We start from the raw sequence: 13,669 nt of genomic DNA, 5'->3' as shown, positions 1-13,669 counted from the left end.
CTCGTGAGTGTCCCAATGGTTTACCACTGCTGCGATCGATCCGCATTTATTCCCTTTGACATCCCAGCAAAACCTGTTAACTTAAGTCGCTAATTGATGTAAATACCAGATTATTCAAGCATAAAGTCAACCATAAAAAGATGAAAACGCCATTTTCACCGTACTTTTTCAGCATTCTACTCCTATTGGGGGCTACGCACCTATCGACAGCCCAGCAAGCTGGCTTCAACTACGACGAATCCAACGTCCCCTCCTACTCCTTGCCTGATCCTTTTGTGAGCACTACTGGGAGAGAGATTACCTCCATCGCTGATTGGACATTCATTCGCCGACCAGAGATTATTTCGCTTTTTGAGGATCATGTGTACGGTAAGCTTCCCCGTGATCTAGATGGGATTGGTTTTACGCTCGTAAACCGGGATGAACAAGCCATGGATGGCCAAGCCATCTTGAAAGAGGTGGACATCGCAGCCCAACGGAATGGAAAATCCATTACCATGCGGCTTACGATATTTATCCCAAAGCAGCAACAGGGGGATGAGGCACCTGTTTTTCTGCTGATTACCCATCGAGCGCCTGAGAATATCGATCCCACCCGCCAAGAAAAATCTGATTTCTGGCCTGCTGAAATGCTGATTAGCCGGGGATATGCAGCTGCGGCCTTTCATGTGCAGGACGTGTCAGACGACAACAAAGAAACATTTAAAGAGGATATCCTAACCACGCTCTATCCCGAGCAGTTAACCATGTCGAATGGCATGCGTGGACTGGGCGCTTGGGCTTGGGGAGCCATGCGGGCCATGGACTATTTTGAGAATGATCCCGACATAGATGCAAAGCGCGCGGGCGTGGTAGGCCACTCTAGAGGAGGAAAGGCCGCTCTCTGGACAGGCGCACAGGATACCCGCTGGGCCATCACCGTCTCCAATGAATCGGGTTGCGGCGGTGCTGCTATTTCCCGCCGTCGTTTTGGCGAAACCGTGACGCGGATAAACACCAATTTCCCATACTGGTTTACAGACAATTTTGACCAATACAACGACAACGAAGATGCCTTGCCTGTAGATCAGCATATGTTGGTGGCGGCCATCGCACCCAGAGCGGTGTATGTGGCGAGCGCGGCGGAGGATCAATGGGCAGATCAGAAGGGGGAATATTTATCGCTTAGGCTGGGATCTAGGATACACCAAGCCATCTATCAAATCCCCGCCAATTTGCCGCAGGAACAGCCAAAAGTCGGAGAATCCATTCATATGGGTCCATTAGGATATCATATGCGGGAAGGTGCCCACAATCTCACGGCATTGGATTGGTCAAACTTCTTAGATTTTGCGGATAAGTTGTATCAAAAATAGCTAACCGATCATGGCAAGAAATCGCAGAGATTTTCTGAAAATGTTCCTACCATGGAGGGCGACAGTAACGATAAACCGGGCTACAGCACCATTGGTACGCTCTTCGCCATGGGATATATGCGAGGATTGATGGAAGGCGTGGTTAAAGAGAACTCGTAACCAATATCCTACCAATAAAAAAATCGTGGCCTTTTTTAGGGGCCACGATTCATATTTAAATTGGAAATTCCTCAGGAACCGAAATTAAAAGCGGTCTAGGTTCATCACTTTTGTCCATGCAGCTACGAAATCATGTAGGAATTTTTCCTTCGCATCATCGGTAGCATACACTTCGGCTATAGCTCGCAACTCTGAATTGGAACCAAAGATGAGGTCCACTCGGGTACCTGTCCATCTTACCTCTCCGGTCTTACGGTCTTTGCCCTCGAACACATCCTTTGCATCGGAAGTTGCTTTCCAAGTAACACCCAGATCCAACAGGTTTACAAAGAAATCATTGCTCAACACACCTGGTGTATCGGTAAATACCCCGTGAGCAGATTGACCAAAGTTTGCATTCAGCGAACGTAGGCCACCTATCAACACGGTCATCTCGGGAGCGGTAAGCGTCATCAGTTGTGCTTTATCAATCATCAACTCTTCCGGCTTTACGGCAAGCCCCGACTTAGTATAATTGCGGAAAGCATCTGCAATCGGCTCTAGCACGGCAAAAGATTCCACATCGGTAAGCTCTTGGGTCGTGTCACCCCTGCCGGGAGTAAATGGTACAGAAATTACATGTCCTGCATCTTTAGCCGATTTCTCAATAGCAGCAGCACCTCCCAATACGATAAGGTCTGCCATGGATACCTGCTTAGCACCTTGTGCATTGAATTCCTTTTGGATACCCTCAAGTACCTCTAGCACTTTGCCTAATTGTGCAGGCTCGTTGACTTCCCAATCCTTCTGAGGGGCCAGTCGAATCCGGGCCCCGTCTGCTCCTCCTCGCTTATCCGAACCTCGGAAGGTAGCAGCAGAAGACCAAGCGGTGTAAACTAACTCTGAAACAGAAAGTCCTGAGGAAAGAATTTTCACCTTCAAACCTTCGATGTCAGCATCATCGACCAACTCGTGCGTAACGGCCGGTACGGGGTCTTGCCAAATAAGGTCCTCGGCCGGAACTTCTGGTCCTAAATACCTGGATTTTGGCCCCATATCCCGGTGCGTAAGCTTAAACCACGCTTTTGCAAAAGCGTCCGCAAACTCATCCGGATTGTCCAAGAAATGCCTAGCCACCTCTTCATAAGCCGGATCCATTTTCAATGCAATGTCTGTGGTAAACATGATAGGCGTATGACGCTTGGATTTATCATGCGCATCCGGCACAGTACGTGCTCCCATACCATGCTTTGGTATCCACTGATTCGCACCAGCAGGACTCTTGGTCAATTCCCAATCGTACCCAAAAAGGTTCCACAGGTAGTTGTTGCTCCACTTCGTTGGCGTGGTAGTCCATGCTCCTTCCAATCCACTAGTGATGGTATATTCCGCATTTCCGCTACCATAGGAATTCATCCAGCCCATGCTTTGCTCTTCGATACCAGCTGCGGCAGGTTCTCTACCAACGTACTCACCTGGGTCTGCAGCGCCATGAGCCTTACCAAAGGTGTGGCCTCCTGCGATCAGCGCTACTGTTTCGTAATCATTCATCGCCATACGGCCAAAAGTCTCCCGGATGTCTCTAGCTGCGGCAATGGGATCGGGATTTCCGTTAGGTCCTTCTGGATTGACATATATCAAACCCATCTGTACCGCGCCGAGTGGGTTCTCCAACTCGCGATCACCAGTATACCGTTTATCTCCCAACCATTCGGTCTCTGAACCCCAATACACATCTTGCTCAGGCTCCCAAACATCTTCTCTACCGCCTCCGAATCCAAAGGTTTTTAAGCCCATAGACTCAAGGGCCACATTGCCGGTCAACACCATCAAGTCAGCCCAAGAAAGCGCTTTGCCATATTTCTTTTTTACAGGCCACAATAACAGCCTTGCCTTGTCCAAGTTTACGTTATCCGGCCAGCTGTTCAGCGGTGCAAAACGCTGCGTACCGTTCCCTGCACCACCACGGCCGTCATGGATACGGTAAGTACCAGCGCTATGCCAAGCCATACGGATCATGAAAGGACCGTAGTGTCCGTAATCGGCAGGCCACCAATCCTGAGAAGTAGTCAATACTTCCTCTATATCTTTTTTAACCTGCGCCAAATCAAGTGCTTTGAACGCCTCTGCATAATTGAACCCTTCATCCATGGGGTTGGATAACGATGAATGCTGACGCAAAATATTCAGCTTCAACTGATTAGGCCACCAATCGTTATTTCCGGTTCCTCCTCCGGCTACTTGGTTCAACGCCCCGTTTAAAAATGGACACTTACCGGCAGATGTGTTCATATCCGCCATTTTTGCCTCTCCATTACTGTGTTTTTCCATGAGTTATTGATTTATTGTTGTGTTCAAATTTCAACTACTAAGTTACTTATAAAAACCCGCAACTAAATAAAAATTCCATAGATAATATCTATTGGTGTTGTCGTTTCATCTATCCCTATACACCTCTCTTAAAGATATTCGTTTTTTACCAGTTATCAAAAGTTCATCCTTCTTCTCGCGCTTTTTATCCCAAATAATCCGATAACCACCCCCCTACGGCAGCAAAAAGGATTCGTCAAGCGCACGATTGAAATTAGCCGGCCAAATTTTCTATCTAAAATTTGAAAATTAACATCTTGTCCTTCGTAATTACGGATAAAAATAAATACTTTTAACCAATCAACTTTCCGCATAACCCACTTACTTTGATTATGATGCAGGCCCTGCGATACCTTGCCTTTTCTTGGATAGTTTTCTTTGCCTGCCATTCTGATACGCCTTTAGATCCTAGATTTCAGGAGGCGTTGGATAACGGCTACTTAGCCCACGAAGGATTTGTGCGATCGTTGCGGTTCGTAGAAGACTGGTTGGTGTATGCCGATCCCGCAACCGGACTTATTCCCCGAAACTTAACGGTGTCAAAGGACTTTTGGAATGCAGAAGACGCCGCTGCCGACAACTATCCTTTCATGGTCCTTACCACCTATTTGCTGGACAAGGAACTGTTTGAAGGTAAGATGAAATCCATTTTAGCCAAAGAAAAAGAATTGACAAACCGGGTCGATCGGCTCCCTGATGATTTTTCATTTAGCCGACAGGGATTTCGAAAGGATGAAATCAATATGGACGGTATTATATTCGGAAGTTCTGAATACATCAAGGATGGATTGCTCCCGCTTACCGAGTATCTTGGAGAAAGCCCTTGGTCAGACCGCATGATTGGCATGCTGGATGACATTTGGAAGCACGCTGTTTACGATACGCCATTTGGCAAAATACCCTCTACCAACGTGGAGGTTAATGGAGAATTGCTCCAGGCGCTTTCCCGGGTGTATTGGATGACCAATGACCCAAAGTATCTTGAATGGGCTATCCGGCTGGGCGACTACTACCTATTAGGGAATCAGCATCCCACGCGGGATTTGTCGCTAATTCGGCTCCGGGATCACGGCTGTGAAATAGTCTCTGGACTGACCGAATTATATGTCAGCTTAGCCTACACCGATCCAGAAAAAAAAGCGCGATACCAACCCCATCTGTATGAAATGTTGGATCGAATTCTCGAGGTGGGCAGAAACGAACACGGTCTTTTTTACAATCAGGTAAACCCCATTACCGGAGAAATTCTGGACGCAGGAATTGCTGATACATGGGGGTATACCTTAAACGCCTACTATTCCGTGTTTTTGGTAGATAGCCATCAGGCCTATAGAGAGCCTGTGCTGGAGGTCTTCCGAAACCTAAATCACTACGAATATTTTGATTGGGAAAGAGGCAGCGCCGACGGGTATGCGGATGCGATAGAAAGTGCCCTAAACTTGCTTAATCGGGAGCCAAGTCCAAAGGCCGAACGCTGGATAGACTCCCAAATGCAGGTTATGTGGTCCATGCAGGACTCTGCCCATCGGACCCAAACGGAAGAATTTAAAGGAACCGGTATCATAGAGGGTTGGCACGGAGATGGTAATTTTGCACGCACCACAATCATGTATTGCCTGTGGAAAACACAGGGTACCACGTTGGACCCTTGGCGTAAAAATGTATTTCTGGGAGCCAAGCTGGACGGAGATGAGTTGGAAATTTCGCTGCTAGCAGAGGAGCACTACTCCGGTAAATTGCAGTTTGATTTTCCGCGTCATAGCGTCCATTTTAACCTACCCTTGGACTACCCCAGAATTAACCAGTTTCCGGAGTGGTTTGTCATCACGAAAGACTCCTCCTATCTGGTCCACTTCGTAAATGACGGCAAAACCCGAAAAATGTCTGGAGCAGAAATACTGGAGGGAATACCTGTTGACTTGGTCCAAAACGTAGGATACTACCTAATCGTGGAGCCTGCAGAAAACTAAGAGCGGGTATTTATCCCGCTCTGATTTATAACAACTGAAACGTTTTTCGAAGTGCAAAGGTCTTCTTGATCTGATCTGCCAATAGGGCACTTTGCTGGAAATTAAGGGTTTGCTGCCCATCGGAATACGCCTTGTCGGGGTTTTCATGGGCTTCGTAAATAATGCCATCCGCACCGGACATCACCCCCGCAAGTGCCATTTGGGGTACAAATTCCCGGATACCAATCCCATGGGAAGGGTCCACGACGACCGGTAGGTGGGATTTAGATTTTAAAATCGGTACGGCATTTAAGTCCAAGGTATTTCTGCTGGCCCGTTCATAGGTCCGGATACCTCTTTCACAAAGAATGATTTTTTCATTACCTCCGGAAAACACATATTCTGCCGATTGCAGCAGTTCTTCGATGGTACCGGAAATGCCCCTTTTGATCATCACGGCTTTATCCACCTTTCCCAATTCATCAAGCAAATTGAAATTTTGCGTATTTCTGGCACCAACCTGGAACACATCCACATAGTCAAGCATCTCATCTATTTGCGAAACCTGCATGACCTCTGTCACGATTTTAATGCCAGCTGCCTTCGCATGGGCATACCAGAGTTTTAGTCCCTCCAAGCCCAACCCACGAAAGGCATAGGGACTGCTTCGGGGCTTAAAAACACCCCCTCGCATCATGGAAATATTGCAGGCTTTGAGGTGTTCAATTACGCGGGCGATTTGCTCCTCTGACTCAATGGAACAGGGACCAGCGATTACCGCCATGGCACCGTCTTCCACCCGGATGCCGTCACCCAAATCGATACTGGTAGGCTTCACCTTCCACTTTTTGGACACCAGCTTATAATCGTCCGAAACGATGTGAATGTCCTGTATACCTTTCAGGTGTCCGATTTTACGAATGTCAAAATCTTTGTTGCCTATACCGATGAGGTAATCCCCCATTTGCGTGCTAACCTCGGTCACTTTGATACCAAAAGCACCGATTTTTTCCTTCAGGACTTCCCGTTCTGATGCATCGGTATGTTTAGAGAGTTGAATGATCATGCTTGGTCTCTTATTACGCTCTGAATATAATCTTTAATTTCCCGCTCCAAGTCTTTCGAATTGCTTAGCACATGGATAAAGGCACTTCCAATAATTGCTCCATGTGCATAGTTTGCGGCAGTCTGAAATCCTGTTCTGTCGGAAATTCCAAAGCCGATTAACCGGGGATTGGAAAGGCCCATGTTTCGGATTCTTTCAAAATAAGTAATCTGCTCTTCCGTAATACCCTTTTTGGCGCCGGTTATACTTGCCGATGATACCATGTAGATAAATCCATCCGAATGCTCGTCAATTTCGCGGATACGTTCTTCGCTGGTTTGTGGCGAAATAAGGAACGTGTTTCTAAGGCCGTATTGATCAAAAATGGCTTTGTATTCCCGAAGGTACTGCAGCATAGGCAGATCGGGCAAAATCACGCCATCCACGCCTACTTCTTGGCATTTTTGACAAAATTTCTCCACTCCGTATTGCACCACCGGATTCAAGTATCCCATAAGGATCACTGGAATGCTGACTTCATCTCGCATTTTCTCCAGCTGCGCGAAGAGTTTCTTCATACTCATCCCGTTGGCTAGTGCGACCATGTTGCTTTCCTGAATAGTAGGGCCATCAGCGATGGGATCGGAATAGGGAATCCCAATTTCGATGATATCGGCCCCGGCAGCTTCAATGGATTTCATAATGGGAAGGGTATCTTCCAAGGAAGGATACCCTGCGGTAAAATATATAGACAGGATATTTTCGGACTTATCCCGAAAAAGTTTATCGATACGGTTCATTTGATTCGTGCTTAGTAGTTGCCCCATTTGATATAGGTTTCCAGATCTTTGTCTCCCCTTCCAGATAGATTGATGACAATCACATCGTCAGGATTATAGGTTAGTTGATTAAGCGCAGAAAGGGCGTGAGCGCTTTCGATCGCAGGAATGATACCCTCTAGTCGACTTAACTCAATGCCGGCTACCATGGCGTCCTCATCTTCTACGGCTACAAACTCACCCCTACCGCTTTCGAAGAGATGCGCATGAACCGGCCCTATTCCTGGATAGTCCAATCCAGCGGAAATGGAATGTGGCTCCACGATCTGCCCATCTTCGGTCTGCATCAGCAGGGTCTGACTGCCGTGCAGGATGCCTATCTTTCCCAGGGCCGTGGTTGCCGCAGACTTGCCCGAGGAAACACCCAATCCAGCCGCCTCGGCAGCTACCAAACGAACGGAAGGTTCATTGTAGTAGTGGTAGAATGCTCCTGCCGCATTGCTTCCTCCGCCTACACAGGCGATAACCATATCGGGGGTTTCCCTACCTTCCTTTTCCAAGAGCTGTACCCGCATTTCTTCGCTGATTACCGACTGAAACCGGGCCACCATCTCGGGATAAGGGTGCGGACCTACCACCGAACCGATGATATAATGGGTGTCCACCGGATTATTGATCCACTGCCTCATGGCCTCGTTGGTGGCGTCTTTTAGCGTTCTGCTTCCCGAAGTTGCGGGTACCACCTTCGCCCCCAGTATCCGCATGCGTTCTACGTTGGGCTTTTGCCGTTCCATATCCACCGATCCCATGTACACGGTACAGTCCATTCCCATAAGGGCACAGACTGTGGCTGTAGCCACGCCGTGCTGCCCGGCACCTGTCTCAGCGATGATACGTTTTTTGCCGAGCTTCCGAGCCAAAATAATCTGGCCTATGGTATTGTTTACCTTGTGTGCACCCGTGTGACAAAGATCCTCCCGTTTCAGGTAGATTTTTGCCTTGTACTTTTCGGACAACCGCGCTGCCAAAAACAACGGGGTGGGCCTGCCCACGTAATCCCGCAACAGATAGCGGAACTCATTTTGAAACTCCTCGGTCTCAATGATCGGGAGGAAGTTTTCCCTCAGCTCCTCGATGTTTGGATACAGCATCTCGGGAATAAAGGCCCCACCGAACCTTCCATAAAAACCGTTTTCGTCAACTTTGATCATATCGTATTCGCTTTGCAACCAACCGGGGTTAGTAGGTTAATCTTAGTTTTTGCATAAATGTTTTGACCATTGCGATATCCTTCACTCCAGGAGACAGTTCAAACCGGGAATTGATGTCTACCCCATGCATAGCAGGAATAGCTCCCATGAGCGCTTTGATTTCCTCCGAGTGGCTCTCCGTGATACCCCCGCTTAGTAAAAACGGCTGATCGAAGGGGTAGCTACGTAGAATATCCCAAGAGAAAGCATGCCCAGAACCACCATATTGAGGTGTTTGGGTATCAAATAGGAACCAATCCACCTGATTGACAAAGGGCTCTGCGTATTTCCACTCCCAAGTAGTGTCAATCCGGAACACCTTGATAATTTTCACTGGAAGAACCACCCGCAAAGAGGCTATATATGTCAGGTCCTCATCACCGTGTAACTGCACGTATTCCAGACCATATTCCCTCACGGCATCCACCAACTCACCGATATGGGCGTTTACGAACACTCCTACTTTGGGAATATCCAGTGAACGGTAAAAACCACGATCTTCGGCTAATTCCGCCACATAGCGGGAAGACTTAGGGTAAAAGATAAGCCCCATAAGATCGGGTTTAGGTGCTTCTATCAATTGCCGGATATTTTCGGGATCCCGCATGCCACAGACCTTGATGATCATGGCAACGACTCCGTAGATTTGAGCGCGAGAAGCTCCCGGTAGCTATTCATGAAGTTGTAAGCTGCCTGATGCGGTCGAATATTTCTCATGAAGTTTTCCCCGATCAGGAATCCCTGGTATCCGGCATCCTGCAAGGTCACCAAAGTACCCGGATCGGAAATACCACTCTCGGAAATCTTGACAAATTCGTTTGGAATCTTATCTACCAATGTCAGCGATGTTTCTACGCTGACATCAAATGTCTTTAGGTTACGGTTATTAACCCCGACGACATCCAAGTAAGGATTTAAGGACCTCTCCAGTTCCGTTTCATCGTGCACCTCCATCAAGACCTCCAAGCCAAGACTTTTCGCGAACTTAGCCAATTCCTCTAGCCTTTTTGGCTCCAAAATGGCGGCAATCAACAAGATACAATCCGCTCCGATCGATTTGGCTTCGACAAACTGGTATTCGTCAATCATGAAATCTTTTCGAAGGATGGGGCAGAAATTAAACTTTCTGGCTGTGATCAAATCTTCATTGCTCCCTCCAAAGAACTCCCTGTCGGTCAAAACAGATAAAGCCGATGCGCCAGCCTGCATGTACCCGATGGTCGTTTTCTCTACCTTGGCGGTTGCGTTTATCCAACCTTTAGAGGGTGATTTTCGCTTAAACTCCGCGATAATGCCTGTTTTTTCGGGATTCAGAAGGTATTTCCGCATGGATACCGTGTGCCCATCGAAAAAAGGACTCTTTTCCAATCTCTTCAGCGGCACCAAAGCCTTATTTTCAGCAACTTCTTGTAGCTTGTGCGCTACAATCTTATCCAATATATTCATCTGTTTATAATTTGTCTTTAAGCGGTCAGATGGAATCTCGCACGTATTACAATCGTTCCTCCGTGTGTCGTTTGCGTCGTACTCGATTTCATTTCTACTTTCAACTTACAGCTACTTTCTTCTTTGGATCAATCAACGCATGAAACACCTTTAAGGCTTGCCCACTCTTTAGTGATTCCCGCGCTTTGAAAACTGCCTCCTGCATGCCCAACGTTAGATCGGCGGTTGCAAGAGCGGCAGCCGCATTGGCGATGACTACTTCTTCCTGTGCAGTGGTCCCCTTTCCTTTTAAAATCGATAAAAACAGGTCTGCCGATTCTGCTACGGTCGCTCCACCCTTGATTTCTTCTGCAGACAACGGACTTAATCCCAAGCTTTCGGGTGAGAGTAGTTTCTCGCCGTGGTTGGAGATCATTTTGAAATTCCCCGTCAGGGATATCTCGTCGTATCCGTCGATAGAATGGATGATGCTAAATTGGGTGTTACTATTTTGATAAAGGTACGCATACATCCGGGCTAATTCCAAGCTAAAGACACCAACGAGCTGCTTACGTGGAAAACTGGGATTTACCATGGGACCAAGCATGTTAAAGAACGTCTTGACGCCAAGTTCCCTCCGTATAGGGCCTACATTTTTCATGGCTGGATGAAACAGCGGTGCATGTAGGAAACATATTTTCGCTTCGTCCAAACTCCTGCGGATCTTGTCCAGGTCATTGGTAAACTCATAGCCAAAATGCGCCAACAAATTAGAAGATCCACAAATGGAGGACACCCCTACATTCCCGTGCTTAGCTACATGCTGCCCAGCCCCGGCAACGATGAAAGATGCCAGTGTGGATATGTTGAAGGTATCCTTTCCATCACCACCTGTACCGCAGAGATCAATCGCATCGTATTCCTCTATTTCCACGGGAATGCACATCTCCAACATGGCCTCCCGAAAGCCCATCAACTCTTCAACACGAACACTACGCATCAAAAAAACGGTCATAAATGCCGCCATTTGACTTTGATTGTAAGCCCCTGAGGTAACTCCTTTAAGTACCTCCTTTGCCTGTTCCTTAGACAGGGTTTTATGCTCAATCAAATGGTTTAGTATTTCCTTCATCAGTTCATTGTTTTATTTCCGCAAAAAAACTCCCATTATCCTTCTAGCCAATTTTGCATCATGGCCACCCCATGCTCGGTGAGGATGCTCTCTGGATGAAACTGTACGCCCCGCACTCGATGCTCCCGATGGCGTACCGCCATGATCTGTCCATCCGGGGTTTTAGCAATTACCTCCAACTCATCCGGGAGTGTGCTTTCGTCAATCACCCAGCTGTGGTACCTGCCTACCGTAAAGGATTCCGGAATTCCTTCAAACAAAAGATCTGGCCGTACTTTAATCTTCGAAGCGACACCGTGTACAACCTCCGTCAGGTTGATCAGTCCTGAACCGTACGCTTCTCCGATTGCCTGATGCCCCAGACATACACCCAATATATCCTTGGAACTGCCATACCTTTTGAGAAGCTGCGGCATGATTCCAGCATCCGCCGGAACACCCGGTCCCGGAGATAGAAGAATCTTATCGTAGATGGCCACATCCTCCAATGACAACTTGTCGTTTCGATAGATATCTAACTGATTGGCGTAGCCAAGGTCTCGGATGATATACACGAGGTTGTATGTAAAGGAATCGTAATTGTCCAGAACAAGTATTTTCATATTTTTTATCAGTGTCATTTAAATCTCTTCTGCTCGCAACAATGCTGCCCGTAACGCCGCCAACTTGTTGCTTACCTCCTGCAATTCTGACTCGATGGACGATTTGGCCACAACCCCTGCCCCTGCCTGAAACCTCAGGAGATTGTTTTCGGATACAAAAGACCGGATCAGGATCGCATGGTTAAAGTCTCCGTTAAAACCCAAGTAGCCGATCGCCCCACCGTAAAAGCCCCGCGCGGTGTTTTCCAGGTCGTCTATCAACTCCATGGCCCTGTATTTTGGCGCGCCGGACAGGGTACCTGCCGGAAAGGTGTCTGCTACCAGCTGTAGCGGGTTAGATCCATCGGGCAACACCCCGGTTACCTTGGACACCAGGTGAATCACGTGCGAGTAGTATTGTATTTCCTTAAACACCTCAACTTCAACCTTTTCAGAAGATCTACTTAAGTCATTTCTAGCCAAATCCACCAACATCACGTGCTCGGAATTCTCTTTTGGATCGTCGTAAAGCTTTCGGGCCAACTCGGCATCTGCCTGATCATTCCCTGTACGCTTGAAGGTTCCTGCAATCGGATAAATGGTAGCCTTATTTCCCTTGATGACTATCTGTGCCTCGGGAGAACTGCCGAAAATTTTATAAGAACCGTAGTCGAAATAAAATAGGTATGGAGATGGATTGATAGACCGGAGGGCTCTGTATACGTTAAACTCATCCCCCTTGAATCCCGACGAAAAAGAACGGGATAAGACGATCTGAAACACATCGCCTTTGAAGCAGTGATCCCTCCCCTTGCTCAAAATATCCAAAAACGCTAAATCGGTATAATTAGACGTTTCCTCACCATCCATTTGGAAGGAATAACTGGGGATATTCTTGTTATTAAGGATCATTTCGATCTTCGGAATACCCGATTCCCCCTTTTCTCCGTCCAGGTAGTGTTCAATGATGTAAAGCTCATTTTTGAAATGATCCACCACGATCATATTTCTGTACACAGCGTAATGCATCATTGGAATACTCGATTCCTTTGGCATTTTCAACTGGATGTCTTCAAAATAAGAAACGGTATCGTACTGGGTATACCCAAAGAGACCTGAGGTGATGAATTTAAACTCCAATTTCTCTTCGTGAAACCGATGAGAGAAGGCCTGCAAGGCATCCATTAACCGGTCTCCCTTTTCCAGGGCGTAAGAAGTGGAAGATCCATCAGGCAAGGTTTCCCGGATCTTTCCGTTAACCAAAGAAAACGTTGCAATGGGATCGCAGCAAATATAGGAGTAGCTGTTTTCGCTGCCATGATAGTCCGAGCTTTCCAATAGAATGGGATTGGCGTATCGGTCCCTGACCTGCAAGTATACACTAACTGGGGTCAATGTATCTGCCAAAAGGCGCTTAAATCGGGTTTTTATGTTGAATGTATGCATCGCTTTGTAATTTCTTTTCAATGGTTAGCTTGAATTTCGGATGATCAATAGCGAGCCCTTTGTATGCCGCTACCGACTTATCTTTCTGTCTTCGGAAGTCTGAACCGTTAATGATGACGAAATGCATTAAAAAAGGCTCACTGGTAGTCCAGCGAGCCTTTGTATGTTGTTTCAAAAAAGGGCAATAGGTAGCTGAACT

At 47.3% G+C, this 13,669-nt stretch carries 11 protein-coding genes; 2 read left to right on the top strand and 9 right to left on the bottom strand.

The window, feature by feature from the left end:
- Positions 1–140: 140 nt before the first annotated feature.
- A complete protein-coding gene (locus JJU34_RS16475; protein WP_228693502.1) occupies positions 141–1,355 on the top strand; it encodes an acetylxylan esterase in 1,215 nt (404 codons plus the stop codon).
- Positions 1,356–1,598: 243 nt separating this feature from the next.
- Here the strand turns inward: JJU34_RS16475 and katG are convergent, their stop codons facing one another.
- Positions 1,599–3,824 carry a catalase/peroxidase HPI gene (katG, locus tag JJU34_RS16470; RefSeq protein ID WP_228693501.1) on the bottom strand — a complete coding sequence of 742 codons (2,226 nt, stop codon included), beginning with the start codon at positions 3,822–3,824 and terminating at the stop codon, positions 1,599–1,601.
- A gap of 371 nt (positions 3,825–4,195) precedes the next feature.
- Between katG and JJU34_RS16465 the strand changes: the two genes are divergently transcribed.
- Complete coding sequence (locus JJU34_RS16465; RefSeq protein WP_228693500.1) at positions 4,196–5,833, top strand: hypothetical protein; 1,638 nt, start codon at positions 4,196–4,198, stop codon at positions 5,831–5,833.
- A gap of 25 nt (positions 5,834–5,858) precedes the next feature.
- Here the strand turns inward: JJU34_RS16465 and aroF are convergent, their stop codons facing one another.
- The 8 genes from aroF to JJU34_RS16425 form a co-directional block, all read right to left on the bottom strand.
- On the bottom strand, positions 5,859–6,878 hold the full coding sequence (gene aroF, locus JJU34_RS16460) for a 3-deoxy-7-phosphoheptulonate synthase (protein WP_228693499.1): 1,020 nt from the start codon (positions 6,876–6,878) through the stop codon (positions 5,859–5,861).
- The gene (trpA, locus tag JJU34_RS16455) at positions 6,875–7,657 is read right to left on the bottom strand and encodes a tryptophan synthase subunit alpha (protein WP_228693553.1); all 783 of its coding nucleotides are present in this window, start codon (positions 7,655–7,657) and stop codon (positions 6,875–6,877) included. The genes aroF and trpA overlap by 4 nt, the downstream gene beginning before the upstream one ends.
- An 11-nt stretch (positions 7,658–7,668) precedes the next feature.
- Positions 7,669–8,847, bottom strand: a complete 1,179-nt coding sequence (gene trpB, locus JJU34_RS16450) for a tryptophan synthase subunit beta (RefSeq protein WP_228693498.1) — start codon at positions 8,845–8,847, stop codon at positions 7,669–7,671.
- Between the two features lie 28 nt (positions 8,848–8,875).
- Entirely contained in the window at positions 8,876–9,514 is a 639-nt protein-coding gene (locus JJU34_RS16445; protein WP_228693497.1) for a phosphoribosylanthranilate isomerase, read from the bottom strand.
- Complete coding sequence (gene trpC / locus JJU34_RS16440) at positions 9,511–10,332, bottom strand: indole-3-glycerol phosphate synthase TrpC (protein ID WP_228693496.1); 822 nt, start codon at positions 10,330–10,332, stop codon at positions 9,511–9,513. The genes JJU34_RS16445 and trpC overlap by 4 nt, the downstream gene beginning before the upstream one ends.
- A gap of 100 nt (positions 10,333–10,432) precedes the next feature.
- On the bottom strand, positions 10,433–11,443 hold the full coding sequence (trpD, locus tag JJU34_RS16435) for an anthranilate phosphoribosyltransferase (protein ID WP_228693495.1): 1,011 nt from the start codon (positions 11,441–11,443) through the stop codon (positions 10,433–10,435).
- Positions 11,444–11,478: 35 nt separating this feature from the next.
- Positions 11,479–12,045, bottom strand: a complete 567-nt coding sequence (locus tag JJU34_RS16430; RefSeq protein ID WP_228693494.1) for an aminodeoxychorismate/anthranilate synthase component II — start codon at positions 12,043–12,045, stop codon at positions 11,479–11,481.
- A gap of 18 nt (positions 12,046–12,063) precedes the next feature.
- Positions 12,064–13,470: a chorismate-binding protein gene (locus tag JJU34_RS16425; protein ID WP_228693493.1), complete on the bottom strand. Its 1,407-nt coding sequence runs from the start codon at positions 13,468–13,470 to the stop codon at positions 12,064–12,066.
- Positions 13,471–13,669: the final 199 nt, after the last annotated feature.

The sequence above is a fragment of the Lunatimonas sp. genome (genome assembly GCF_020832325.1).
In the GTDB taxonomy this organism is placed as follows: domain Bacteria; phylum Bacteroidota; class Bacteroidia; order Cytophagales; family Cyclobacteriaceae; genus Lunatimonas.
Note: the sequence above shows the minus strand (reverse complement) of the source record. Positions and strands in the feature narration are given on the sequence as shown.

Bases quoted from the DNA above. Each gene is read 5' to 3' on its own strand.
- JJU34_RS16430 (WP_228693494.1), bottom strand. From the start codon at position 12,045: ATGAAAATACTTGTTCTGGACAATTACGATTCCTTTACATACAACCTC.
- JJU34_RS16445 (WP_228693497.1), bottom strand. From the start codon at position 9,514: ATGATCATCAAGGTCTGTGGCATGCGGGATCCCGAAAATATCCGGCAA.
- JJU34_RS16465 (WP_228693500.1), top strand. From the start codon at position 4,196: ATGATGCAGGCCCTGCGATACCTTGCCTTTTCTTGGATAGTTTTCTTT.
- JJU34_RS16475 (WP_228693502.1), top strand. From the start codon at position 141: ATGAAAACGCCATTTTCACCGTACTTTTTCAGCATTCTACTCCTATTG.
- katG (WP_228693501.1), bottom strand. From the start codon at position 3,824: ATGGAAAAACACAGTAATGGAGAGGCAAAAATGGCGGATATGAACACA.
- trpD (WP_228693495.1), bottom strand. From the start codon at position 11,443: ATGAAGGAAATACTAAACCATTTGATTGAGCATAAAACCCTGTCTAAG.
- trpB (WP_228693498.1), bottom strand. From the start codon at position 8,847: ATGATCAAAGTTGACGAAAACGGTTTTTATGGAAGGTTCGGTGGGGCC.
- JJU34_RS16425 (WP_228693493.1), bottom strand. From the start codon at position 13,470: ATGCATACATTCAACATAAAAACCCGATTTAAGCGCCTTTTGGCAGAT.
- trpA (WP_228693553.1), bottom strand. From the start codon at position 7,657: ATGAACCGTATCGATAAACTTTTTCGGGATAAGTCCGAAAATATCCTG.
- aroF (WP_228693499.1), bottom strand. From the start codon at position 6,878: ATGATCATTCAACTCTCTAAACATACCGATGCATCAGAACGGGAAGTC.
- trpC (WP_228693496.1), bottom strand. From the start codon at position 10,332: ATGAATATATTGGATAAGATTGTAGCGCACAAGCTACAAGAAGTTGCT.